The 26510-nt window shown below is 36.0% G+C and carries 25 protein-coding genes; 11 read left to right on the forward strand and 14 right to left on the reverse strand.

What is annotated here, in order from left to right; translation table 11 throughout:
- Positions 1-5 precede the first annotated feature (5 nt).
- The 7 genes from paaC to DEU39_RS23920 form a co-directional block, all read right to left on the reverse strand.
- Positions 6-755 carry a 1,2-phenylacetyl-CoA epoxidase subunit PaaC gene (gene paaC, locus DEU39_RS23890; protein WP_120233619.1) on the reverse strand — a complete coding sequence of 250 codons (750 nt, stop codon included), beginning with the start codon at positions 753-755 and terminating at the stop codon, positions 6-8.
- Between the two features lie 90 nt (positions 756-845).
- Positions 846-1127 (reverse strand): 1,2-phenylacetyl-CoA epoxidase subunit PaaB, encoded by a 282-nt coding sequence (paaB, locus tag DEU39_RS23895; protein ID WP_062672207.1) that lies wholly within the window; start codon positions 1125-1127, stop codon positions 846-848.
- A 17-nt stretch (positions 1128-1144) separates the two neighbouring features.
- The gene (locus DEU39_RS23900; protein WP_120233620.1) at positions 1145-1747 is read right to left on the reverse strand and encodes a hypothetical protein; all 603 of its coding nucleotides are present in this window, start codon (positions 1745-1747) and stop codon (positions 1145-1147) included.
- Between the two features lie 7 nt (positions 1748-1754).
- Positions 1755-2693, reverse strand: coding sequence for a 1,2-phenylacetyl-CoA epoxidase subunit PaaA (paaA, locus tag DEU39_RS23905; protein ID WP_062672210.1), 939 nt, complete (start codon positions 2691-2693; stop codon positions 1755-1757).
- 85 nt (positions 2694-2778) lie between these two features.
- The gene (locus DEU39_RS23910; protein WP_062672212.1) at positions 2779-3864 is read right to left on the reverse strand and encodes a 2Fe-2S iron-sulfur cluster-binding protein; all 1086 of its coding nucleotides are present in this window, start codon (positions 3862-3864) and stop codon (positions 2779-2781) included.
- A complete protein-coding gene (locus tag DEU39_RS23915) occupies positions 3864-5180 on the reverse strand; it encodes a phenylacetate--CoA ligase family protein (protein WP_062672214.1) in 1317 nt (438 codons plus the stop codon). Before DEU39_RS23915 ends, DEU39_RS23910 begins: the two co-directional genes overlap by 1 nt.
- Positions 5181-5418: 238 nt before the next feature.
- Entirely contained in the window at positions 5419-5997 is a 579-nt protein-coding gene (locus DEU39_RS23920; RefSeq protein ID WP_062672216.1) for a TetR/AcrR family transcriptional regulator, read from the reverse strand.
- Between the two features lie 372 nt (positions 5998-6369).
- Here DEU39_RS23920 and clpB point away from each other — a divergent pair, with 372 nt between their 5' ends.
- The 9 genes from clpB to DEU39_RS23960 all read left to right on the forward strand — a co-directional run bounded on the left by clpB (position 6370) and on the right by DEU39_RS23960 (position 16241).
- Positions 6370-8964 carry an ATP-dependent chaperone ClpB gene (clpB, locus tag DEU39_RS23925; protein ID WP_120233621.1) on the forward strand — a complete coding sequence of 865 codons (2595 nt, stop codon included), beginning with the start codon at positions 6370-6372 and terminating at the stop codon, positions 8962-8964.
- Between the two features lie 138 nt (positions 8965-9102).
- Entirely contained in the window at positions 9103-9255 is a 153-nt protein-coding gene (locus DEU39_RS24605; RefSeq protein WP_157885762.1) for a hypothetical protein, read from the forward strand.
- Positions 9256-9459: 204 nt separating this feature from the next.
- Positions 9460-10002 (forward strand): hypothetical protein, encoded by a 543-nt coding sequence (locus DEU39_RS23930; RefSeq protein WP_120233622.1) that lies wholly within the window; start codon positions 9460-9462, stop codon positions 10000-10002.
- Between the two features lie 26 nt (positions 10003-10028).
- Entirely contained in the window at positions 10029-10676 is a 648-nt protein-coding gene (locus tag DEU39_RS23935; protein ID WP_120233623.1) for a hypothetical protein, read from the forward strand.
- Between the two features lie 32 nt (positions 10677-10708).
- On the forward strand, positions 10709-11440 hold the full coding sequence (locus DEU39_RS23940; RefSeq protein ID WP_228436906.1) for a sensor histidine kinase: 732 nt from the start codon (positions 10709-10711) through the stop codon (positions 11438-11440).
- Positions 11437-12078 carry a response regulator transcription factor gene (locus DEU39_RS23945; RefSeq protein ID WP_062672226.1) on the forward strand — a complete coding sequence of 214 codons (642 nt, stop codon included), beginning with the start codon at positions 11437-11439 and terminating at the stop codon, positions 12076-12078. The genes DEU39_RS23940 and DEU39_RS23945 overlap by 4 nt, the downstream gene beginning before the upstream one ends.
- 247 nt (positions 12079-12325) lie before the next feature.
- Positions 12326-13330, forward strand: a complete 1005-nt coding sequence (locus DEU39_RS23950) for a zinc metalloprotease (RefSeq protein ID WP_062672228.1) — start codon at positions 12326-12328, stop codon at positions 13328-13330.
- 376 nt (positions 13331-13706) lie between these two features.
- The gene (locus tag DEU39_RS23955; protein ID WP_062672230.1) at positions 13707-14720 is read left to right on the forward strand and encodes a zinc metalloprotease; all 1014 of its coding nucleotides are present in this window, start codon (positions 13707-13709) and stop codon (positions 14718-14720) included.
- Between the two features lie 108 nt (positions 14721-14828).
- Positions 14829-16241: a phosphatase PAP2 family protein gene (locus tag DEU39_RS23960; protein ID WP_062672232.1), complete on the forward strand. Its 1413-nt coding sequence runs from the start codon at positions 14829-14831 to the stop codon at positions 16239-16241.
- Positions 16242-16276: 35 nt separating this feature from the next.
- Here DEU39_RS23960 and DEU39_RS23965 read toward each other — a convergent pair whose 3' ends face one another.
- Both DEU39_RS23965 and DEU39_RS23970 read right to left on the reverse strand, forming a co-directional pair.
- Positions 16277-18142: a M1 family metallopeptidase gene (locus DEU39_RS23965; protein WP_120233650.1), complete on the reverse strand. Its 1866-nt coding sequence runs from the start codon at positions 18140-18142 to the stop codon at positions 16277-16279.
- 106 nt (positions 18143-18248) lie between these two features.
- Positions 18249-20618 (reverse strand): outer membrane beta-barrel family protein, encoded by a 2370-nt coding sequence (locus DEU39_RS23970; protein WP_120233625.1) that lies wholly within the window; start codon positions 20616-20618, stop codon positions 18249-18251.
- 248 nt (positions 20619-20866) lie between these two features.
- Between DEU39_RS23970 and DEU39_RS23975 the strand changes: the two genes are divergently transcribed.
- Together DEU39_RS23975 and DEU39_RS23980 are read left to right on the forward strand one after the other, a co-directional pair.
- Positions 20867-22189: a sensor histidine kinase gene (locus DEU39_RS23975; RefSeq protein WP_120233626.1), complete on the forward strand. Its 1323-nt coding sequence runs from the start codon at positions 20867-20869 to the stop codon at positions 22187-22189.
- Positions 22179-22865, forward strand: coding sequence for a response regulator transcription factor (locus tag DEU39_RS23980; protein WP_120233627.1), 687 nt, complete (start codon positions 22179-22181; stop codon positions 22863-22865). The genes DEU39_RS23975 and DEU39_RS23980 overlap by 11 nt, the downstream gene beginning before the upstream one ends.
- 3 nt (positions 22866-22868) lie before the next feature.
- Here DEU39_RS23980 and DEU39_RS23985 read toward each other — a convergent pair whose 3' ends face one another.
- The 5 genes from DEU39_RS23985 to DEU39_RS24005 form a co-directional block, all read right to left on the reverse strand.
- Positions 22869-23696: an endonuclease/exonuclease/phosphatase family protein gene (locus tag DEU39_RS23985; RefSeq protein ID WP_120233628.1), complete on the reverse strand. Its 828-nt coding sequence runs from the start codon at positions 23694-23696 to the stop codon at positions 22869-22871.
- A gap of 66 nt (positions 23697-23762) precedes the next feature.
- A complete protein-coding gene (locus DEU39_RS23990; RefSeq protein WP_120233629.1) occupies positions 23763-23966 on the reverse strand; it encodes a hypothetical protein in 204 nt (67 codons plus the stop codon).
- Positions 23963-25225: a S8 family peptidase gene (locus DEU39_RS23995; RefSeq protein WP_120233630.1), complete on the reverse strand. Its 1263-nt coding sequence runs from the start codon at positions 25223-25225 to the stop codon at positions 23963-23965. Before DEU39_RS23995 ends, DEU39_RS23990 begins: the two co-directional genes overlap by 4 nt.
- An 11-nt stretch (positions 25226-25236) precedes the next feature.
- Positions 25237-25815 (reverse strand): hypothetical protein, encoded by a 579-nt coding sequence (locus tag DEU39_RS24000; RefSeq protein ID WP_062672246.1) that lies wholly within the window; start codon positions 25813-25815, stop codon positions 25237-25239.
- Positions 25815-26510, reverse strand: coding sequence for a hypothetical protein (locus DEU39_RS24005; RefSeq protein ID WP_062672247.1), 696 nt, complete (start codon positions 26508-26510; stop codon positions 25815-25817). Before DEU39_RS24005 ends, DEU39_RS24000 begins: the two co-directional genes overlap by 1 nt.

Below are 26510 nucleotides of genomic sequence, written 5' to 3' on the forward strand. Positions count from 1 at the left end.
ATTTACTACCACGTACAGCCAGGATACGCTCTCTGCATATACTGAAGCTCACAAAGAATATATCCGAAATATTCTGTATGGTATCCTGTTCTTGATTTTGGCTGCATGAAAGCATTTTCAGGATATTCTAACCCAAAATCTGCAAAATCTTTCTTGGTAATTGCAAGAAATTCTTCGTAAAGCGCATCTGAGTTGGGAGCAATATTTAAAACAACAAGGTCATCTTCTCCTTCAGTTTTAGCAAAAAGACCTTTCGTATATTCCCAGATATTTTCAATGGCTTTTACCAAACGGCCACGACTTTCTTCCGTTCCCTGAGCAAAGATTTTCATCCAGGATGCAGCGTGTGTATAGTGATATCTTACTTCCTTCAATGATTTTTGAGCAATGGCAGCCAATTCTTCATTAACAGAGTTTGATAATGCTTCATACATCAGTTTCTGATAGACAGACAATACGTATACTTTAAGAATAGTCTGTGCATAATCTTCATTAGGAAGTTCTACCCAATGGGCATTCACATATTCATGCTCATATCTTAAAAATGCGATATCATCTTCACTTTTTCCGTTGTCAATCACTCTTGAAGCGTAAACGTAAAAGTTATTCGCCTGACCTAGTTCATCCAACGCAATATTTGTCAATGCAATATCTTCCTCTAAGTAAGGACCTTCACCGCACCACGCAGACAAACGCTGTCCCATAATGAAACTGTCGTCTGCAAGTTTTAATAAATAATTATATAATGGGTTCATTGTTTAATAGATTTCAGATTTCAGATGCTAGATTTCAGATTGACAAAAAAGTCTAGTATCTGAGATCTCACATCTTGAAGTCTTTATTAATTACATATTTTTTACGTCGTTAGGAATCTCGTAGAACGTTGGGTGACGGTAAAGTTTATCATCAGCCGGATCAAAGAATGCTTCTTTATCTACTCCTTCCGAAGTCACAATATATTTACTTGGAACAACCCAAACAGAGGTTCCTTCTTTTCTTCTTGTATAAACGTCTCTTGCGTTCTGCAAAGCCATTTCTGCTGTTGGTGCCTGTACAATTCCAACGTGTTTGTGAGATAATCCCGGTTTAGTCTGAATAAACACTTCCCACATATCTAATTGACTCATTATCTATTTTTATTTTTTTAATTTAATTTGATATTGAAGCTATCTTCAACATATTTTAAAATTTTCATGAAACTTTCATATTCATCAATCCCTGGGTACTTATCTAAATAGACTTGGGGATTAAGATAATGAAACTCATTCTGTGTATTATAAGACTTATATTTCACTAAGAAATCTGCCCCATCTAAGACACTCATCTCCTGCGACATTAAAACATAATCTTTTTCATCTTCATCAAAAATAACTTCTCGTTTTGATTTTTTATAATTAAAAAATGTTTCTTTCGGAAGATCTCCAATATTTAATGCTTCAAGATTTAAAAAGACTTCTTTTAATGGAATCTTTGATCTTGGCTTTGTTACAATAGGAGGAATTGATTGAAATTCATCTTCACTTATCTTTTTTGGAAAAAACCATTGTACTAATTCGACATTCCATTTTTTATTTTCGTTAAGATAAATTCTAAAAACTTTTCCACTGTTTGTAATTCCATTACCAACGTAAATTCTTACTTCATTTTCTCTATCAAGTTTTAAGGGTATGTTTGCAAGTATATCAACACTTTGACCTTTAAAAAAAGAAATAGCCAATAATAAAAATATCTGAAGTAAGGTTTTCACTGATTTTCTAGTTTACTTTTTCGTTCTGTTTTTCTGCAAAAGCCGCCGCAGCTTCTTTTACCCAAGCATTCTCTCTTTGAGCTTTTCTCTTCGTTTCGATACGCTTTTTGTTGCAAGGACCGTTTCCTTTTAAGATTTCCATGAATTCATCCCAGGGAAGTTCTCCGAAATCGTAATGCTGTCTTTCCTCATTCCATTTCAGATCTTTATCCGGAATGGTTAATCCTAAGAATTCAGCCTGAGAAACGGTAACATCGATAAATCTCTGACGAAGACTGTCATTACTTTCTCTTTTTACTCTGTAATTCATAGAGATTTTAGAGTTGGGTGAGCTGTCATCATTAGGTCCGAACATCATCAGAGCCGGCCACCAGAAACGGTTTAATGAAGCCTGAGCCATTTCTTTCTGTTGTTTTGTTCCACGGCACAATGCCATAAGAATTTCATACCCTTGTCTTTGATGGAAAGATTCTTCCTTACAGATTTTCACCATCGCTCTTGAATAAGGACCGTAAGAGTTCCCCATCAGCATTACCTGGTTCATAATAGCAGCACCGTCTACTAACCAACCGATGGCACCGATATCAGCCCAGCTTAGGGTAGGATAGTTGAAAATACTTGAATATTTAGCTTTTCCTTCCAGCATATCATCATAAGTAGCATCTCTGTCTGCTCGGATGCTTCCGTCTCCTAATGTTTCGGTAGCAGAATAAAGATATAAGCCGTGGCCTGCCTCATCCTGAACTTTGGCTAAAAGAGCCATTTTTCTTCTCAATGAAGGCGCTCTGGAGATCCAGTTGGCTTCCGGCAACATTCCTACAATTTCAGAATGCGCGTGCTGTGAAATCTGACGAACCAGTAGCTTTCTGTAATCATCTGGCATTACATCTTTTGGTTCTACTTTATTTTCTTCGTGAACGTATTGAACAAATTTTTCTAAGTCCATAATTTTTTCAATTTAACAATGTATTAGTCTAGCAATGTACCAATGATTGTTATATTGATACATTGTTATATTGTTACATTAATTTTTAAACATCATAATTAAGCATCACCACATTCGTTGTCGGGTGACATTGGCAGGTAAGAACATAGCCTCTGGCTACTTCTTCTTCGGTAAGCGCATAGTTTTTCTCCATGAAAACCTCTCCTTCCAGAACTTGTGCTTTACACGTACAACAAACACCTCCTTTACATGCAAAAGGTACAGGAAGGTTGTCTTTCAATGCTTTATCTAAGATACTCTCTTTTTTAGAATTAAGGTGGAACGAATATTCATCATCATCAATGATAACCGTTACCATACTTTCAATATTGGCAATGGCTTTGAATTCATCGCTCATTTCCTCCGTATTTTCTTCATCCGGAGCGGTGAAATATTCAAATAAAACCTGAATAGCAGGTACTTTTTTATCTTTTTTCAGATAGTCTGCAATCCCTTTAATCATTTCTGAAGGTCCGCAAATAAAATAAGTAGCTTCTTTTACATCAATATCTGTATATCTTTCAAACAGCTGCTCTAATTTTTCTGACGAAATTCTTCCTTCAAAAACAGGGTCCTCGTGTTTCTCACGGCTTACCAGGTAAATCACTTTAAGTCTTCCGTTGAAGTGCTCTACAAGTTTATCAATCTCTGCCTTTCTTAAAACATGATTCATGCTTCTGTTACTGTAAAACAGATAAGCGTTACTGTTAGGTTCCTGATAAAGGCTTTCTTTAATATTGGATAATACAGGCGTAATTCCGCTTCCTGCAGCCAGGCCAACGTAAGTTTTTACATTGCTTGGGTGATATGAAGTATTGAAACCACCCATCGGAGGCATTACTTCCAGCACTTCATCCATGTGAAGGTGTTCATTGAAATACCCTGACACCTTTCCGCCTTCCAGCAATTTCACCAATACTTCCAGCGTGTTGCCTTTTTCACTTGGAGCATTACAGATAGAGTAAGAACGTCTTTCTTCATTTCCGTTGATCATCATTCGGAAATTCAGATATTGTCCCTGCTTGAACCTGAACTTATCTTTCAGTTCTTCAGGAATTTCTACCGCCACATTCACTGCTTCGGAAGTATCTTTCTGAACTTTAACTGTTTTAAGTTTATAAAATGAATTCATTATTTTTTAAGTATTCTATTAATTTTTCCACCTTCGCACTTTGGCAGGCTGTCCTGAGCATGAACTTTTACTTTCGTAGTGATTCCTACTCTCTTTTTTATTTCGTTTTCTATATTTTTCCCAAAGTTGCCGACAAAATTAAAATAATCATCGGTATTTGATTCTATTTTTTGAGATTTTACCAATTCATCATCGATTTCAACATCAATATCCAAAGCAATACACATATGTTCTTTCTCTACAGGCGTAAGATAGTAGTTTGGAACCACTCCTTTTACATAAGAAAAAGCATCTTCAATCTGACTTGGATAAACATTGACTCCTCTTACGATCAGCATATCATCTGCTCTCCCGACAATGGGTTTCATTTTTACCATGGTTCTTTTGGCATTTTCATCGTAGTAAAGGCTTGTGATATCATTTGTCCAGTAACGTAAAAGCGGCATTGCTTTTTTGGTTAAAGTGGTAATCACCAATACTCCTTCATCTCCGAAAGGAACCGGCTGTTTGGTCACCGGATCTAAAATTTCCGGATAAAAATGATCTTCCCAGATATAAGCGCCTCCCTTCTCTTCAAAATCCTCCATGGAAACTCCTGGACCGATAATTTCACTTAATCCATAGATATTGGTTGCATGAACGCCTAATTTTTCTTCAATATGGCCTCTGATAATTTCCGTCCATGGCTCTGAGCCTAACACAGCATATTTGAGACTGATCTCTTCTGCAGTAATTCCTCTTCTGGCAAATTCATCCGCAATCGTTAAAGCGTATGACGGTGAACAACAGATCACTTCAGGTTTGAAATCTATAATCAGGTCTACCTGTCTTGCCGTCATCCCTCCGGAAATAGGAAGAACACTCATCCCCAACATCTCGGCTCCGTAATGAAGGCCTAAACCTCCTGTAAAAATTCCGTAGCCATAAGCATTGTGCAATTGCATTCCCGGTCTTGCTCCAGCAGCATGTAAAGATCTTGCCACCACTTCACTGAAAATATCTACATCTTCTTTGGTATACCCTACCACAGTCGGTTTTCCTGTTGTTCCACTTGAGCAGTGTATACGCTGAAGCTCATTTTTAGGAACGGCAAATAGTCCGAACGGATAGTTATCTCTTAAATCCTGTTTGTAAGTAATAGGAAGTTTAGCGATATCCTCAATCGACCTTATATCCTGTGGAGATATTTGCAATTCATCAAATTTCTTTTTATAAAATTCCGACTTCTCTCCCAAATAGCTGATCAGGCTGATCAACCGGCCGGATTGAAGCTGTCTCAACTGACCCAGCTCCAGATATTCAACTGAAAAATCCATAAAACTAACTAACATTTGTTAGGTGTAAATTTAAAAAGATTTCGGAAGCTGGCAAAATTTTTATGACTTTTGTCATATTTTGAATGATTCTAAATAAGAAAGACGGTTAAAATTATGTCCAATGGTCATTCTGAGCGGAACGAAGTGTAACGAAGAATCTTTAATCTGATCATTTGGTACGAAATGCATCCTTCGTCAGAAATCGAAGATTCGACGTAGTCAATGACAAACGGAGTGCTTATTTTTTCTGGTTTCCAAGCAGGCCGAAAAGAATTTTCTCTCTGATTTCTTCGGTAATTTCATCCGTAGAATCGCTGCTTCTTTTGAACCAGAAATAGGAATTATTTAAAGTATGAAGGATAAATCTGGTGGTAAATGATGGTGATTTCAGTTCCCAGTTTTCTGCTTTGTAGATCTCAGAAATCAATTCTTCTACTTCCTGCTGGTAGTTTTTCCTTAATTCTACAAATTCGGGAAGCCTTTCTTCAAGATGTTTCCATTCATTGGAATAGATATGGGTAACATCACGATTTTTAAGAACAACAGATAAGTGTTTATCCAATAAGAGATTCAGTTTTTCTCTGGGAGCGATATTGGTATTTTTTACTTCCTGAAGTTCATCGAAAAACTCCTGGGCAATACCGAAACAAATCCATTCCAGAATTTCTTCCTTTGAACGGATATGTGCATACAGTGATGCTGCTTTGATATTAAGTTTCGTAGCCAGGTCTCTTACTGAGCTCCCCATATACCCTTTCTCTTTGAAAAGTTCTACGGCTACTTCCAATATTTTTCTCTGTTTTTCTTTTAGTTCCATCTGGTAAAATGCAAAAGTAATTATTCTGAATTAAACTGTTTATTTTTTGAGCATAAAAAGAAAAAAGACCCATCGCCTAGATTCTCAATCTTTAGTTATTTTCTGTTACTATGACTTTTTGTTCATGGATTTCCAAGAAATAATTACGAAATCGGAAATTCTGTCAAGTTAAATTTCCGTTAAAAATACAATATCCGGAAAATTTGTCCTATTTTTTTGTAAATTTAATAATTGAATAGTTTTTGCGATACAGTAATCGAATAAATGATTAAATAATTGATGGCATTAAGAAACTAAGCCTCAGAATTTGGTTTCTTGATGTTTTTAAAAAACTAAACTTTAAACAAACCATTACCAAAAATATATAAAAATATGAACTTAAACCAATATACCGTAAAATCACAGGAAGCCATCCAGGCAGCACAACAGGTTGCTATGGAACTGGGCAATCAAAGTATCGAACCTCAACATCTTCTTGAAGGAATCTTCCAGGTAGATGAAAATATATCACCTTTCTTATTAAAAAAATCTGAAGCAGATGCTAATTTAGTAAGAGAGCGCAACCGTGAAAATTTAGAAAAACTTCCAAAAGTACAAGGAGGAAACATTTATCTATCACAATCTGCCAACAAAGTATTGCTGGATGCACCCAACATCGCTAAGAAAATGGGTGATGAATATGTAACGATTGAACATTTATGGTTATCCCTTTTGGAAACCACTTCTGAAGTATCAAAAATGCTGAAAGATATGGGTGTGACCAAAAATCTTTTGGAAGGTGCTATCAAAGAATTAAGAAAAGGAAGCAAAGCAACTTCTGCCAGTTCAGAGGAAACTTATCAATCCTTAAATAAGTATGCTAAAAACTTCAACGAGTTGGCAGCAGAGGGCAAACTGGATCCGGTGATCGGGCGTGATGAAGAGATCAGAAGGGTTTTACAAATCCTTTCCAGAAGAACCAAAAACAACCCCATCCTTATTGGAGAACCGGGTGTGGGTAAAACAGCGATCGCGGAAGGAATTGCCCATAGAATTATCAGTGGTGACGTTCCTGAAAACCTGATGGATAAAACTTTATTCTCGTTGGATATGGGAGCTTTGATCGCCGGAGCAAAATATAAAGGTGAATTTGAAGAGCGTTTAAAATCCGTTGTGAATGAGGTAATTAAGTCTGATGGACAGATTATTCTTTTCATTGATGAGATCCACACTTTGGTAGGAGCCGGAGGTGGTGAAGGAGCAATGGATGCAGCCAACATTCTGAAACCTGCTCTGGCAAGAGGAGAATTAAGAGCGATTGGTGCCACTACATTGAATGAATACCAAAAGTATTTTGAAAAAGATAAAGCGTTGGAAAGACGTTTCCAGAAGGTAATGGTGGAAGAACCGGATACTGAATCTGCAATTTCTATCCTTCGTGGTATTAAAGATAAATACGAAGCTCACCACAAAGTAAGAATTAAAGACGAGGCAATTATTGCTGCGGTGGAAATGTCTCAAAGATATATTTCAGACCGTTTTTTACCGGATAAAGCCATTGACCTTATTGACGAGGCTTCTGCAAAGCTGAGAATGGAAATCAATTCCAAACCGGAAGAACTGGACGTTCTGGACAGAAAACTCATGCAGATGGAAATTGAGCTTGCTGCTATTTCAAGAGAAGGCAACCAGACCAAGATTGATCACCTTAAGGAAGATATTGCAAAAATATCCGAACAGAGAAATGAGATCAATGCCAAATGGCTGAAAGAAAAACAGAAAAGTGAAGATCTTACCCAGATCAAAAAAGATATAGAATCTCTGAAACACGAAGCAGAAAGAGCTTCCAGAGCCGGAGATTATGCAAAAGTAGCGGAGATCCAATACGGAAAACTTCGTGAAAAGGAAGAAGAGCTTGCCAAGGTTGAACTCGAAATGCAGAATCATCAGAATGAACTGATCAAAGAAGAAGTGACTGCTGAAAACATCTCTGAAGTGATTGCTAAATGGACAGGTATTCCTGTAACTAAATTGCTGCAATCAGAAAGAGATAAGTTATTGAATCTTGAGGCCGAACTGCATCATAGAGTTGTGGGACAGGATGAAGCGATTCAGGCAGTAGCAGATGCCATCAGAAGAAACAGAGCCGGATTGAGTGATGATAAAAAGCCTATCGGATCCTTCTTATTCCTGGGAACTACCGGAGTAGGTAAAACGGAGCTGGCAAAAGCACTGGCGGAGTTCTTATTTGATGATGAGAACAATATGACCAGAATTGATATGAGTGAATATCAGGAACGTCACAGTGTTTCCAGATTAGTAGGAGCGCCTCCTGGATATGTGGGATATGATGAAGGCGGACAATTGACTGAAGCGGTTAGAAGAAGACCTTACTCCGTAGTGCTTTTAGACGAGATTGAAAAAGCACATCCTGATGTCTTCAATACATTACTTCAGGTTTTGGATGACGGACGTCTGACGGATAATAAAGGCCGTGTAGTGAATTTCAAGAATTCCATCATCATCATGACTTCTAATTTAGGTTCACACCTGATTCAGGAGAATTTTGAAAACCTTACAGAGGAAAACCAGGATGAAATTGTGGATAAAACAAAAGATGAAGTTTTTGATCTTTTAAAACAGACCCTGCGTCCGGAATTCCTGAACAGAATTGATGAAATTGTACTCTTCCAGCCTTTAAGAAAAAAAGAAATCGGAAAAATTGTTCAGTATCAGCTGAGAGGGTTTAATGAAATGTTGTCTAAACGAAACATCATTATGACTTTCACTCAGGATGCGGTAGATTATCTGATGGATAAAGGTTATGATCCTGCTTTCGGAGCAAGACCATTGAAAAGAGTAATCCAACAGGAAGTTCTAAACAAATTATCTAAAGAAATTCTTGCCGGAAATGTGAATGATGGAGACAGAATTACGCTTGATTATTTTGTAGAAACAGGATTAGTTTTCCGACCTACCGAAAAATAAAATAGTTTTTTTCATATACATTATTTTTGTGAATAAGTGCTGCAGAGTATTCTGCAGCACTTATTTTTTACACTTTTTATCCTAATTAAGTGAAATAAACCTATCTTTACTATACTAATAACTAAAAACAGAATCAGTATGAAAAAGCTAAAAAGAAATGATTTGAAGAAAATTGATGGCGGTCTTATCACTCCTATCATTATGTGTGATGAAAATATGAATTGTCCGGTCAATTTATGTTGTACATCAGGATACATTTGCAGGGACTGGAGAAAGTATCCATGCATTTAAAGAATAAGCGGAGAAAGATATTTTCTCCGTTTTTTTTTGTAACATCCATACAGATTTCAATCGCATGAAAGCTGTATTCTTTACATACAATCCGTAAAAACACGGTAAAAATAACAGTGTAATTCCCAATTAGCAAATACATTTTCTATAATATTTTTTACGAGATTTGCATATTAATTGAGTTTTACCGTAAACCACTAAGCTATGAATACAGAATCAAACAACCCATTACAGCCTGGTACTATGTCAAACAGTCTTATCCAGACTCTGATCGACAATTATCGTCAAAATCATTTAAGTGCTATTAATAACACTTTAGGAATACAAGATGCTCATTCTATTTGGTTTGACCTTCCCAAATTAAAAAATTTTATTGCAAAAATTGAAGAAGAAGCTGCAAAAGTGGATCCAGCTACCTCTGAGGGAGATTTGGGAATAAGATTTTATTACGCTTCTTATCCAAAACAGGAAAACTGGTCTATTATGGACTCCCACCCTGTTCCTGAAGAATATGCAGAAAAACACACACTGGTAATGATCCCAACATTGAAAAAAGCGGACGAAGCAGGCGAACTCATTGATTATGATTTCAATCCTTTCCAAAGCTCTGAAGGGAAATCAATGGCATTAAATGCCCGTTCTGTCAAAGCTATAGGAGGAGGAGAAGATGATGATGATGATAAAGGTCTGGGAGAAAATAGCGGAACACTTATTCCACCATCACCTCCGTTGGGTATATCTTATTAATTATCATTCATATCTTTAAACACAGTATGACTGAGATTCAAAAATTTTTTTCTTCATTTATGTATTGGGGAGAAGCATTTGCTGCCATCACCTCCCTTGTTTATTACAATCGTGTAAAAAAACTGCATTGGAAATATCTGGCCATTTATCTGATTGTTATTTTTTTATGTGAATCAGCTGTAAAATGGGGAGAAAAGCCGCTTAAAATAGACAGAATAAATTTTCATAACTATTTTGTGATTCCATTGCAGTTTATATTCTTTTATTGGCTGTATGCAAAAGAATCTCTGAAGAGAACAAAACTATTCTATATCTTAACAGGAACATATCTTTTAACATATATCCTCAGAGCACTTTTTTTTCCGGAAAAGAAAGTAATCTTTTCTTTCAATTACAATATAGGATGTCTGCTCTTAATGGCTCTTGTCATTATGGAGTATTATAAACAGGTTAATTCATCTGAGATTCTTAATTTCAGTAAAAACAAAATGTTTTATATCAATCTGGGGGTAACGCTTTTTTACATCGCTAACCTACCATTTATGACATTTAACTCTCTTCTTTGGAAATATATTGATATCTGGGATATTTATTTTATATATTTCCAGGTTTCAGGTGCTGTTATGTATATTTTATTTGCAAGTTCATTCATATGGGGAAAACAGAACTCTTAATAACTCTTATTTCATTCAACATCTTTTTTTTGATGTTTGTAATAGCCGTATTTATCTATATCCGGAATTACAGACAACGGAAAAAAGAGTACTTAAATGAAATTGAAAGAAAAAATGAACTTCATCAGAGAGAACTTCTGTCTACCCAACTGGAAATACAACAAGCCACCATGCAGCAGATTGGTCGGGAACTGCATGACAATATCGGCCAGAAACTTACCCTCGTAAGTCTGTATGTACAACAGATGCTTTATGAAAACAAAGTTTCTGAAGCAAGTGAAAGAATTGATCAGGTTTCACAGATTATTAATCAATCTCTGCAGGATCTTAGAAGCTTGTCAAAAACATTGACAGATGATAATATCAACCAGAAGGAAATTGTAACTTTGATACAGGAAGAAGTGGATAACACCAATTCCTTCAAAAAATGTCATGTGAGTTTTGAACACAATTTCAAACAACTGGATCTGGGCTTTGTTCATAAAAATGTTTTACTAAGGATTACTCAGGAATTTATTCAAAACAGTATAAAACATTCCCATTGTAAAAATATTTTTATAAACCTGAATACTTCAGAAGATACTCTTTGGGAGCTTGACATTCGTGATGATGGAATCGGGTTTGACACCTCACAGATCAAGTCCAACGGAATAGGACTCACGAATATGAAAAACAGAGCTGAAATCATAGGAGCAAGTTTCTGTATGGAAAGCCAGGAAAATGCAGGAACACAAATCAATATTATTTTAAAAAAACAGTCATGAAAAAATCTATTGTCATTGTTGACGACCATATACTTATTGCAAAAGCTCTGGAAGGAATTATTGGTAACTTCAGTGAATTTGAAGTAATCTATGTAAGTGAAAACGGGAAAGATCTTATCCAGAAATTCGAAGAGGGCAATACCATTCCTGATATTATTCTTTTGGATATCAGCATGCCTATTATGGACGGTTTTGAAACCGCAGCCTGGCTTAGCAAAAATCATCCTGATATTAAAATCATGGCTCTCAGTATGCAGGGAGATGACAATAGTGTGATTAAGATGATTAGGAGCGGTGCCAAAGGTTATCTGCTAAAAAACACCCATCCAAGAGATCTTGAAACTGCACTTACCCGTCTCAATAGTGATGGCTTTTTTTATCCGGACTGGGCTTCAAAGATCATATTCTCCAATCTTAACAAGGAGACAGAATCTGAGATCGCAATAAGAATTTCGGACAGAGAAAAAGAATTCCTGAAATATACAGTCACTGAACTCAGTTACAAAGAAATTGCAGATAGAATGTGCTGCAGCCCAAGAACAGTAGAAAGTTATCGTGATCAGCTATGTGAAAAGCTGGATCTTAAAACCCGTGTAGGGCTTGCCGTTTTTGCCATTAAAAATGGTTTCGCAAATTAGACTCTACCATAAAAAAATTCTTTCAAAAGCAAATTTAAACGTAAAGTATTCGTATAAAATAATTAAAACCAAGATCACATTAGTACACTATTTCAAATTAATTAAAATTTAACACATTTTAAAAAACATTAAATTAAAACCAATAACATTCAATAATATTTAACAAAATCACAAATAAAAAAGAAAATCATTTGCATATTAATTTTAAATAATATAATTTCACATTCTCAACCTAAATGATTTTGATATGAAAAAACTATTATTTGGAGCTTTTATGCTCACTGTAATGGCTGCATGTAACAATGACAGTATTACCAATCAAAATGAAAACAAAACCGACGAAGCTGCAACTCTTGCAGGTTTAGCTCAAAGAGGCTGTGCTTCTGAGGAGATCAGACAGGAAGCATTGAAAAAAAGCCCTGAACTTCAACAAAGATTTGCGGCATTAGAAAGCAATACAGAAAAATTCGCCAATGATGTGAAATTCGGAAAAGTTCTTGCTGATGGTACTGTAGAAATCCCTGTTGTCGTAAATGTTATCTACAAAACTACAGCTGAAAACGTTTCTGATGCAAGAATTGCAGAGCAAATTGCAGTACTGAACGCAGACTATGCGGGTACGAACAGTGATATTAATAAAATTCCAACCGAATTCCAACCCGTAAGTTCTGGTGATACAAAAGTAAAATTCAGACTGGTAAACACCGTTAGAAAATCCACTTCAAAAACAAGCTGGGCAACTAATGATGATATGAAAAAAGCCTCTAAAGGAGGCATTGATGCTACTAACCCTACCAATTATTTAAACTTATGGGTTGTGGGCAAAATGACCAGCCAGGGACGCACTATTCTCGGATATGCCACTTTCCCTGAATCTGCAGGTTTATGGAATGATGGTGTTGTAATAGCCGCTCCATATTTTGGAAAAACCGGAGCTTCTTCTCCTTTCAACCTGGGAAGAACTGCAACACATGAAGTAGGTCACTATCTGAACTTAAGACATATCTGGGGTGATGCCAATTGTGGAAACGACCAGGTAAGTGATACACCTACACAAACTACTGCTAATTATGGAAAACCTTCTTACCCGCTATACAATACCTGTAGCGGTGTACAAAGATCTGTAATGTTTATGAACTACATGGATTATGTGGATGACGCAGCTATGTTTATGTTCTCTGCAGGACAAAAAACAAGAATGCAATCTGTAGTAGCTTCTTCTGGAGCAAGATCCGGCTTAAGAGTGTATTAAAAATAAAATCTTTTTGCATATTTAAAATCTGTCTCAAGTTTGAGACAGATTTTTTTTCTATCCGTCCTCAAATGAAAAATACTAAAATCAATGGTTTCTTGTTTTTAAAACCTGTATCAGTCGGATTTATTATAAAAAACATTCTACAAAAAACATAAAAACGATAAAATTATTTACCATTAAAATACACTTGAATGTGAAATATAAAATAAATAATAGATTTTAACTAAAATTCAATACATTAATAATTCAATTGATTTTAATTCAAATAAATCAATCAAATATTGTTTATTTGTTAAATATTTATGAAAATAATTTGCATATTAATTTCAAATGATATAATTTCACGCCCTCAACCAAATTATATTATAACGATATGAAAAAATTCTTATTTGGAGCCCTGATTCTGGGCCTTATGTCGGCATGCAACAACGACAGCTTAACCAACCAAAATGAGACTTCTCCGGATCAGGAAAACATTGTTCCGAGTGCTCTTAAAAGAGGTTGTCCATCAGAAGAAATCAGACAGGCAATGCTTCTGAAAAACCCTGCATTAAAACAAAAAATGGCTGATATTGAATTCAGTACTGAAAAATTTGCAGAAAATCTTAAAGTGGGAAAAGTTCTTGCAGACGGAACTGTTGAGATCCCTGTTGTTTTTAACGTAATTTACAACACTTCTGCTCAAAATGTTTCCGATGCAAGAATTGCAGAACAAATTGCAGTCCTTAATGCCGATTATGGTGCTACTAATTCTGATATCACGAAAATCCCTTCTGCATTCCAACCTTCAGCAGCAGGTGATGTAAAAATCCGTTTCAAATTAGTAGCTACCAACCGTAAGCAGAGCACGAAGACAGGTTGGAGATCTGATCTGGAACAAATGAAAAAAGCCAGCACTGGAGGTATTGATGCTACTGATGTAAATAAAAACATGAATATTTGGGTTGTTAATTCAATTCTTGACGAAAACAACCAACCTGGAACTCTAGGCTACGCTTATTATCCTGAAAATGCCGGGCAATGGTATGATGGTCTTGTAATTGGATATCAGTATATCGGAAAAACAGGTGCATCTGCGCCATTCAATTTAGGAAGAACAGTAACGCATGAAGTAGGACACTATCTAAATCTTCCTCACCTTTGGGGATCATCCGATGCGGGTTGTCAGACAGATTACTCTAATGACACTCCTACCTCTCCTGGTCCTAACTATGGAAATCCGACCTATCCTCTAAACAGAGTTTGCGGAGGGGTAAGCCGTTCTCAGATGTTCATGAACTATATGGATTATGTGGATGACAAATCTATGTATATGTTCTCTGCGAATCAAAAAACAAGAATGCAGGCTGTAGTATCCGCATCAGGGCCAAGAGCTGGATTAAGATAACCAACAACCTCGATTAGAAAATTATAAAAATATTAAAATAGTCTATCTCAATTTTTGGGATAGATTTTTTTTATATTTTTATGCGATTTAAATTTCAACACCACTAAGATGAAAAAAATAGCATTAGCATCAGGAATACTATTGCATTTATACTTTATTAAAGCTCAGGATACGATCAAAATTAAAACACTGCTGGATACCATCCCATCCAGAAATCTCAAAGAAGATCTGGCAATTATCAATTCAGGATATTCTATTCAGGAGAAAACTCCTTTTTTTCAAAAAGAATGGGTAAAAAAATCTGTAGCTCCAGCTATTCTTTTTACTGCTGCTGCTGCAACATGGGGAGAAAAAGAAAATATACGTGAAGTAAGAAACCGCTATCTTCCCAACTTCAAAGTGAAATATGATGATTATCTGCAATATGCTCCTGCTGTAGCTGTTTACGGGTTGAAACTAGCAGGTATAAAGGGGCGTAACAATATAGGAAGAGCAACTTTATCTTATGGTACAAGTTTAGCCATCATGGCCATTTTAGTTAATTCCATTAAATACACAACAAAAGTAGAACGTCCGGATGGATCCAAAAACAACTCTTTTCCATCAGGACATGCGGCAATGGCTTTTACCAATGCCAGTTTTCTGCATAAAGAATATGGTTTGGTAAATCCAGCCTACAGTATTGCGGGCTATGGTTCTGCAACTCTTACAGGACTTGGACGAAATTTAAATAACAGACACTGGGTTCCGGATATTCTGGCTGGTGCGGGTATCGGGATTATATCAACAGAACTGGGATATTTCTTTATTGATAAAATTTATAAGAACAAAGGAGATAATTTAAGCATCTTATCAAGAATACAGGGAAATGATTACCCGTCTTTTCTTGCACTGAAAATGGGAACTGCTTTAGGAACCACCAATTTCCTGAAGGAATCTGAACTGGATGATAAAAAACAAATTGGTTTCGAGGGAGGACTGGAAGGTGCTTACTTCTTTTCAAAAAAATGGGGTGTGGGTGCCGATGTATCCTTCAGCAGCTTCCCTATTAAATCCCAAAGAATAACATTTGATGACGAACAGGATTTTGGCAATCACGAAATCAAAACACAATCTATGGGATTTCTTTCTGCAGGCATCGGACCTTATTTTTCTCATGAACTATCAAAAAAATGGCAGCTTACTTTAAAGGTAACCGGAGGATATGCTGCAACAGCAAGTGGAAAAGTATTTTTAAAAGGAAACGATATTGATGCTCCCAACAACGAACTTCAGATCGCCAGATACAAACCCAGACCGGCTTTCCGCTGGAATACAGGAGCTTCCATGACCTACAAGTTCAATCCGGGACTAGGCCTTACTTTCTATACAGATTATAATAAGATCAACTCCACAATTCAATATTCCTTCAGCGATGAGATCAAGGAAAGTGAAGAACTGGATCAGGAACTGAACAACCTGATTGCTAAAGAAAAAATCAGTTATATTACATTAGGCTTAAGATTAACTGCCTATTTCTAAAAACAAAAAAAGCCTTCGTATTCTGAAGGCTTTTTTTATAACTTTTTACGATTATCATCCGGAGTATAATCCATAAAGATATCTCCATCCAGCTGTACAGATTTTACTTTCTTTTTAATAGGAATCACCAGATCAGTCAGTTTCTGATCTTTTTCCCAAACTGAAGGAGAAAAATGAATTTTCTCCGTAGTTCCATCATCATAAGACAATATAGCATCAAACGGAATGGCAAAACCTCCTACATTTGCAACGTTTATGGTAAGCATGTCATTCATCTGTGATGCTCCTGTTACTTTTAAGTCAATATAATTATTGGTATAAAACCAATTCTGGAAGAACCAGTTCAGATTTTTTCCTGATCCTGTATTCATAGAATTAAAATAATCCCATGGAACAGGATGTTTTCCCTTCCAGTTGTCCATATAATGGTGCAATGCTTTTTTGAAGAGTTCATCTCCCAAATAATCTTTCAAAGCCAGATAAGACAATGATGATTTTACATAAGAGTTGTTTCCGTATCCGGCGCCACTTACCTGCGTACTCATCGTGATCACTGGTTGATCCTGCTCAGCAGAAGGATCATTGATCCATTTTTTAACACGGAAGTTTTTATAAAATTCTTTAGCTGCAGCCTCACCTTTTTCATCAATTCCTATAAGATATTCCAGCGTGGTTGCCCAGCCTTCATCCATAAATGCATATCTTGTTTCATTGATTCCCATATAGAAAGGGAAATAAGTATGGGCAATTTCATGATCTGCCGTCAACCTGGCATCATTAAGATCATCAGGAATACTGGTATCATTAATCATCATAGGATATTCCATATCTGCATATCCCTGAATAGCCGTCATTACATTGTAAGGATATTCTACACCCGGCCAGTTTTTTGAAAACCAATCCAGATTATAGCGCATCCAGTCTACATAATGTTCAAAATCTTTCGCTCCGTTTTTATATCCTGCCTGAACGCTGGCTCTTTTTGTTTTTAACTCAACACTGGCAGCATCCCACACATAATGGTTACTCATCGCAAAACAGAAATCTGTAATATGATTTGCTTTAAATTTCCAGATATTCCACTTGTTCTGCTTGGTTACTTTTCCGGACTTCATTTCCTGCTCTGTGGCAATATGCATCAGCTTATCACTTTTCAGGGAAGCTTTATACCTTTTTAAATATTCCGGCTGAAGAACAGCTTCCGGATTCAGAAAATCTCCGGTTGCCCAAACTACATAATTTTTTGGTGCAGTGATGGCAAAACTGTAATCATTGAAATCATTGTAAAATTCCTGTCTGTCTGAGTGCTGAAGCATATCCCATCCATTGTAATCATCATACACGGAAATTCTTGGAAAAGAGTATGCCACATAGAATGTTTCAGGATCAATCTGCCCTTCTCTTCCACTCTGAACTGACAATGGATATTCCCACTCTATTTTAACCTCAGCTTTTGATTTAGATTTTAAAGCAGATTTTAATTGTACTTTTTCAACAGTACTCCAGTCATCACTGTTGATCTCATATTTTATGTTGTTTACAGTAAAGGATTTAATTTTCAGTCCGGATGAAAGGAAATCTTTGGATACAAATCCTGATCTTGGCGACTGTGGTTTGTGAAGGTTATTCACAAATCGTATAGCCAGTTCATTCAGATTATCCGGGCTGTTGTTGGTATAAACAATAGTTTCTTTTCCGGAAACTATTTTTGTAGCAGCATCTACTTTCACCTCTACATTATAAACTCCTTTATTCTGCCAGTAGTTTTTTCCTGGCGCTCCGGAGATATCACGTGTTCCTCTCTCGTACGCTTTTTTGATATTCCTCGGCATATACAATTCCTGAGCTGACAATTGCAGTAAACAAACTGCAATCAGCATTCCGGAAAAAATTTTCTTCATAGCAATCTTTTTAAAGATAAGCATCAAAAATAGCGAAAATGTACCATCAGACGATTATTCTTTCGCCATAATATTTCACTGTAATAAACTTTTACATTAAAATATTCTACAATCGATCCTGTTCAGCGGTCTTCTTAATTGTTTTTGCATTTTTAACCGATTGATTTCCAAAGTTGAATTTCAATGAAAATGTTACTCCCTGAGTATCGGTATAATCAAGAAAATAATTATCCTGATTTGCATATTTTGTACTGACTCTCTGCTCTGTAGATCTGAAAATATCGCTAAAAATAAGGCTGGCTTCCAGTTTTTTACTAAAGAATTTTCTATTCATTACAAAATAGGCTGACCACAAAGAAGATATTCTGAAAGTTCCCTGTATGCCTGGAGAATAGTAACGGTGTCCCATTTCCATTTTCCAGTCGCTGCTTTTATCCAGCGTAAAGCTTGTTGAGATATTGGATACCCAGTTCCAGACTTTATTTTTATATAACATTCCATCAATTCCTTTGAAATAATTTTCATTATGCTCAAGATTTTCAGAAAGGATAATATTCCACCAGGATTTCACCTGGAAATTTTTGTACAAGCTTACTCCAAAAGCTTCTCCTTTCTCAATATTGGTAAAATAATAAATCAAACTGTTGGTACTTGGTTCCTGATAGGAGATTTCCATGGAAGGATATATTTCTTTTCTGTAATACAAATCCAGATTCCAGTCTTTCCAGGAATAAGTAAGATTGAGATTATGAATAATTGTAGCTTTTAATTTTGGATCTCCCTGATAATAGGAAAAAAGATTATAATAAGATTTTGCAGGATTCAACCATGAATAGGAAGGTCTGCTGATTCTTTTCCCATAGGAGAACCCAAATTCCTGTTTGTTTTCTGTGGTATATTGTGCATAAAAAGTGGGAAAGAATTTCCAATAGTTACTTTTATTCAATTCATGAGGTTCTGAAACCACCCCTTCAAGATTTGTCATTTCCGCACGAAGTCCACCTTTGAAGCTCCATTTCCCGACATTGTAGGCTAACGAAGAATATAGGGCAAAATTGTGTTCTTTATAATCAAAAACACTGCTTTTTTCCGGCCTGTATTGTAATGCTCCGTTCTCATTATCTGAGAAATCAAGCTGACTGCTTGTCTTTACAAAACTATATTTTGTACCGGATTCAAGTTCAAGCCTATCATCTTTCCACTGATAATCGAATTGGGTAGAATACAGCTGAACATCCGCTTTATTCTCAGTGAGGAAATTATCTTCTTTCGGTGGCTGTCCTGCAAAGTTTAAGTATGTAATTACATTTTGGTATTTATCCACATTATTTCCGGTAAAATAATTGATCCATGAAAGACTGCTTTTCTTATTCAGCTTGCGATCTATCTGAAAACTTACCGAGTTATTGATGGAACGGGAACGATGATCATTGATTGTTGTATAATCAGATTCCACTATATCCTGCTGGTTATAGATCAATGTAGGAACATTATAAGTTCCGAAGGACTTTGGAGAAAAATACCCTGAGTAGTTGAGGCTTAGATTGGTTAAACTGTCCAGTTCATATTCCGCATTAAAATTCAGGGTATTCTGGTTATTGTTTTTATCCTTCCTGTTCATCGTACTTACCCATCGGGTTTGGCTTTCCGGATAGTTTACATAATCTGTTCCTTCCCGGTAGTACGTTCCCAGCCCTTTATAATAGCTTCCCATTAAGGAAAGTTTATCTTTTTTATAATATTGAGAGAGACCAAATACACCCTTCGCATATTGTGTCTGCACATATTTGGATGAAAGAATACCACGGTAGCCTTCAATTTTATTCTTTTTCAGAACGATATTCAGTACTGCGCTTCCTGAAGCTTCATATTTGGCAGGCGGATTGGCAATCACTTCTACAGATTTCACTTCATCTCCCTGTGTATTTTCCAGAAGATTTTTAAGCTCATCCCCTGTCAGCATTACTTTTTTATCATTAATCGTCACCAGAATTCCGGTACTTCCCTTTACACTCAATACACTGTTGTTAATGGTAACACTGGGTGTATTTTTTAGAATTTCCCAGGCATTGAGTGAGGAAATATTACTGTTTTCCACATTAAATTCAAGACGGTCTACCTTTCTTTTCACCAAAGGTTTACGTTTCGTCATGACTACTCCTTCTATTTCCTGAGATTCTTTTTTAAGAACAATGTTCAGAGGTTCAGACTCTGTTAAATCCACTTTTTTCTCAAATAAAGAATATCCCTGATTTTTAATGACCAGCTTTATATATTCCTCTGCAATATCCTCCAGTACAAATTTCCCATTGTCATCCGTTTCTAATTCTTTAATTAATTTATCCTGAGTATTATACACTTTCACTTTTACAGATGAGAGCTTTTCGTTTTCAGTATTCACCACTGTTCCTCCAGCTTTTTGTTTCTGGGCAAGAATCAAAATGGGAAAACACAAAAGAAAAAGAATTTTATACATGGTTATTTTTTTATCCTTTCCAACAAAAACTGCTGTTCTGTTCTATGGGGACAAAATTCCATATTGACTGGAAAAAATACGGTTAACAGAAGGTTAATGATGGGTTAATGTCTTTTCTGGTTTCAAAACATCCAGATTCAGACAGAAGGATAAATCTTTATTTTGGAAGATTCAAAACTATGGTTAATGGAAGGTTAATAATAAAATAATCATTTCCTGAAAATGACTAAAGTTTTATCTTTGTTTTAATGATAGCCAAGAGTAAAATTCTCATCCCGGTTTTTGCCGCTCTATTCCTGCTTTTACTGGGAATTCAGGTTTATTTTATGTATAAAACCTATCAGGTAAAAGAGAGGGACATCTACAGATCTGTGAATGATGGGCTTACCAATTACACAGATAATCTTGAGGACATTCAGGAGGCTAAAGAAAGAAATGATGATTCTCTTCAGGAAATCATTATACAGTATCATAATAAGGAGATCAACAAAAAAGATTTTCTCCGCTATTTCATAGAAAACAGAAAATCTGCCAGAGAAAGGCTGATTCATTATATCGACAGCCGCTACCAAAAAGACGGTTACGAAATCTCTGCAAGAATACGGTATCTTTCCATTGTTCATCTACCGGACAGCTCAAAAGTGATTACCGAACCTATTGTTATTTTTGAAACGCAGGATAAACTAAAAAATCCACGCATTGCCAGTAACGGAAGCTGGGAAACCTCAACCACCAAAAGAGATGATACGGAAACAGGGCAAGTTGAAAAAAAGAATACTTTTCTTGTAAAAACCCAGACCGATTTTGAAATCAGAAATATAAAAAGCATTGTTTTCAAAGAGCTTACCTTATTGATTATTTGTTGCATTATTCTTCTTTCAGGAGTTCTTCTGCTTTATATTTTCACGATAAGAAATCTTATTCAGCAGCAGAAGCAGGTGGAAGTTCTCCACAACATTGTGGATAACATTTCACATGAGTTTAAAACGCCTATCGCTACTTTAAAAATAGCTTCGAAAGCATTAAAAAAAGAATGGAATCCTGAAACGCTTCCTCTTATTGACAGACAGATTTCACGTCTTGAAAGCCTGATGTTTCAGCTTCATAAAGATGAAATTCCTGATGATATGACCGCCATACAACCTGAAGACTGGAACTTTTTTATTCAGGATCTTTCCGTTACCTATCCAACTACAGATTTTAAGCTTGAAAATACAGTTTCACAAGAACTTCCTTTTGATAAAAACTTAATGGAAACGGTCATTAAAAACCTTTGTGAAAACAGTGTAAAATATGGAGCATCGGTTATTACAATACATGTGCGAAACGGTTCTCAACAATTAGAATTTGAAGTTTCCGACAACGGTCAGGGCATGGAAACAAAAGAGCTGAATAATATTTTCGAAAAATTTTACAGAATACAGAATAACAATATTCACAATAGCAAAGGTCTTGGTCTGGGCCTCTATTTCGTAAAAAAAATCATTACAAACTATGGTGGAAAAATAGAAGTTTCCAGCCATCTTCATACAGGCAGTACTTTTAAAATATTAATTCCTTATGAAAACTAAAATCCTTCTGGCAGAAGATGATCCGGATTTCGGAATGATTCTTAAGCAGTATCTTGAATTGGAAGATTTTGAAGTCAGCTGGTTTCAGAATCCGGAAGATATCGTACCATTCGTTCAGTCTGATTTTCCCTTTCAGATAGGAATTCTGGATGTGATGATGCCCAATATCGATGGCTTCTCACTGGCGAAAATGATCATTAAGGAAAGAAGTAATTTCCCTTTATTATTTTTAACGGCTAAAAATCAAAAAATAGACCGATTGACCGGATTGAAAATAGGTGCCGACGATTATATTTCCAAGCCTTGCGACCCTGAAGAACTTGTTTTACGAATTAAAAATATTCTGAAAAGAACACTTCCCGCCGTGATAGAAAGTCAGATAAAAATCGGAGAGTTTTCACTGGACACCACCAAACTTCTGTTGTCACATCCTAACGGAAATAATCGGCTGACTATACGGGAACAGGAACTTTTATTATATCTTCTGAAGCATAACCGGACGATCATCACCAGAGATAATATCCTGGATAATCTCTGGGAAACCAATGATTATTTTACCGGAAGAAGCCTGGATGTGTTTATCAGCAGACTTCGTAAATATTTCATCCATGATCCCCAAATAAAAATCCAATCCCTGAGAGGAATTGGATTTGAAATTGATTTTCCAACCAATTGATTTTTATAGAGAAAGATTCACAATCACCGGAAAATGGTCTGAAGGATACAAAAGATTTTCTCTTCTGTCATTGATGTGTCGGTGAGATCTTATTTTAAAGCCTTGTGTAAAAATATAATCTATTCTGTCTTTTGGAACTTCATTCACATTGAAGCCTGTGAAAGTTCCTACCGGGCCGTAATGCTTCGTCTCTGAATGATAGAAAGTATCTTTCATATTCTGGGAAAGAATTTTAATCGGTTCTGAATCATCTGTAAGGTTAAAATCTCCGCTCAGCGTTACCGGAAGATTTTTTGGATTCAGTTCTTTGATCTTTTTCAGAATCAGTTCCGAAGATTTTACTCTTGCCACATTTCCTACATGATCAAAATGAAGATTCATGGCCAGGAATTCTTTTTTCGATTTTTTATCTTTAAATATGGCGTAAGTACAGATCCTGTTCAGTGCCGCATCCCAGCCTTTTGACGGTTTTTCCGGAGTTTCAGATAACCAGAAAGTCCCGGATTTTACAATTTCCAGTTTGTTTGTGTCATAAAAGATGGCAGAAAACTCTCCTTTCTCTTTGCCGTCATCTCTTCCTACTCCGATATAATCATAGTTCTTTAAACTTGCTTTAATATCTTTCATCTGCTCCGGAAGCGCTTCCTGTACTCCGAAATAATCAGGATGATAATACGTCAGTAAATCGGCAACATCCTGCTTTCTTTTTGGCCAGGCATTGTCTTTATCCGACTCTACATTCAGTCTGATATTAAAACTCATTACGGTAAGGTCCTGTGAAAATCCCAATGCAAAAAACATCAGAAACACCATTGAAAATCTGAAATTCATATGTTATTTTATCATTAAGAGACAAAAATAAAACTTCTCTGTGACAGAAAAGCCTTATTGATGTGATTATATTGTTAAATTATCTTTTTCTTCTTCTATAGATATAAAATACTCCTGAAATTCAGACTCCAAAATGGAAATGTTACTTTCTAGCTTTACAACACCAATGGTTTTGTAGTGAGCAGCCAGTTTTATGCCTTTATTTTTGAGGAAAACTTCAAGCTTTTTTAAATTTATTTCTTTCTTTAAAACTGCGAGATAAGTGATCATAAGTATATCTGTATTAAACCGTTTCCAATATCTCTGTATTTTATACCTTCAATAGGTCTTGCTTTGTTTTCAATCAGTTCCCAGATCTCTTTTGCTGATTTGTTAGGAAACTGTTCCATATACAAAGCGGCAAGTCCGGAAACATGTGGTGCAGCCATACTTGTACCGCTCATGCTGTAGTACAAATTACTTTTATTTTTTGCATTTTTAGGATACGAACTGATAATATCGACTCCGGGAGCACAGACATTGATACTTCCTCCTGTAGACGGGTTGAGGCCTGCATTTGAAAATCTTGCAATCTTCATCTGAGCGTCAATAGCTCCTACGGCCATAATTGATTTTGAATTGGCCGGCATTGAAACAGGTTGTGGAATCTGCGGTCTGTTGCTGTCATTTCCAGCCGCTGCGATAATAAGGCAGTTATTTTCCAGTGCTCTTTCTCCAATGGTTTCAAAAAGAACAGACGGCTGATCATCAAACTTCACAGGAGAAGCTAGTGAAAGAGACAATATTCTGAATTTCTTCGAAATGGCCCAGTCTATCGCATCAATGACACTGCTGGTAGTTCCTCTTCCATTATCTGCGAGTACTTTTGCTATTTTCAGGTTGCAATCCTTAGCTATTCCGTAACGTCTTCCGGTATCACTTCTTGTATTTCCTGTAGCTACTCCTGCGCAGTGTGTACCGTGACCATTCGGATCTCTGTTCCAGTCTTCACCATCTATGAAAGATTTTCCTTCAATTTCTTCAGCGGAAAAATCGGGATGGGACGTTTCAAGGCCGGTATCAAGAATACAGACATCAATTCCTTTTCCTGTATAATTTGCATTTTCCAGTCCGATTGCTTTTAATCCCCATTCCATTTCAATGAATGATTTTTGAGGCAAAGGTTTATTCGTGATATATTTTTCAAGTTCTGAAATTTTTTCTGCAAGCCCGGCCGACTGCTTTTTAAGCTCATTAATCAATTGCAATTCATCTGCAGGAAAAAACTCTCTTTCTTTTTCGTAGTATACAATAGAATTGGATTCATCTTTCACAGCATTTTTCAATTGATCTTCATCCATATTTTCCACCACCAAAACCCCAAGATTTTTGTAAAGTACGCCATTGTCCTTATTAATGATTTCAAAAGAACGGTTTTCTTTAGACAGCAATTCTGAAGAGGTGATACTCACTTCCAGCTCTTTTTCAATTTTTTTAAGTGCATTTTTCTGCTGGTTCTGCAACAGAACAATATATCTTCCGGTTTCCATAATGATCTTTTTTAAATTAATTTCAGAAATATCTTTTCGAGAATAAGAAAAATATCCTCCGGAATAATGGTCAGTCTAAGTTTCTTATTAATCCCGGATATCGCTGTATTCTGTTCAGCCAGTGAAGTCCAGAAACGTTCAATTTTAGGAACGGAATTCATATCTTTCAGCTTTTCATCATCCAGAATGCCATTTTGATATAATGAGACAATGATTCCTGAAATAAGTTCTTCCGCATCCTCAAGTTTTTTGTTTTCCCTGGCATATATTTCCATCAGAATATCATAAATACTTTCCATTCCGTTAAATGAGAATCCTGCAAGCATTTCTCTTCTTCCCGTTATTATTTTTTCCATTTTAATAGGATTAAAGCCTCTTTTAACGGTAGAAATCATATTCATTACCTTCAGCACTTCAGATTCATGACTGGTGTTTCCTTTGGTACGGAAATACTCCAGAACCTCGTTGAGAAACGCATCGAACCGGGCATCAAAGTCAAATGATTTTGACAGGTATAAAGCCTGAACTTCATTGAACTGTTCCAGCAGTTCTTTGATTTTCTGTACCGTAAAGTGAATAAGTTCCTGCATTACTCAAAAGTTATCTGTTCTATTTCGTTGCCGTCTTTATCTTTGTAAGACACAATCCTGATTCCTTCCTCCTCCATTTCCACATGAAGATTGATGAATAGTTTATCTTTATCTTCTGCTGCGCTTGTATTGGGATCAATATAAATGCTGTTCAACTTTGCATTCACCAGCGTATATTTATTCAGCAGAACTTTTGAAAAAATTTCTTTCAGTTCATCAGTTTCTTCTTCTGTTCCTTCCTGAGGTCTAAATATTCCGGAATTAAGAAGCTGCATTTTATTTCTGAGATCCAGTTTGAGCACTTCATTGGCTGGGAGCTGCCCGAATTTCTGATCATTTTTTTCCAGTTTACTGAACAGGGTTTTAAACTCTTCAGTTTGAATCTGTCTTTTATTTATTTCAGGAATATTAAATTTCTTCTCCTTATTCACCAGACGGATTCTTTCATTTATTTCTGTTACAAACTGATCTTCATTCAGTTTAAAATTATATTTGGAATCCGAATCGATATCAGTGATTTTAATCGGAATATCCATCTTTACACTAGGCAGAGCATAGCGCGGAACCTTAAAATACTTAAGATATTCATGGCGGGCATATTCTTTGGCAATAAGAACCGCATTTTCGTCTGCTTTTTTACGAGCCTGAATTATCTCGTTGTTGAGATAATCCAGGTAATCTGATAGTTTTATCAT

This window comes from Chryseobacterium sp. AG363, assembly GCF_003610675.1.
In the GTDB taxonomy this organism is placed as follows: Bacteria; Bacteroidota; Bacteroidia; order Flavobacteriales; family Weeksellaceae; genus Chryseobacterium; species Chryseobacterium cucumeris.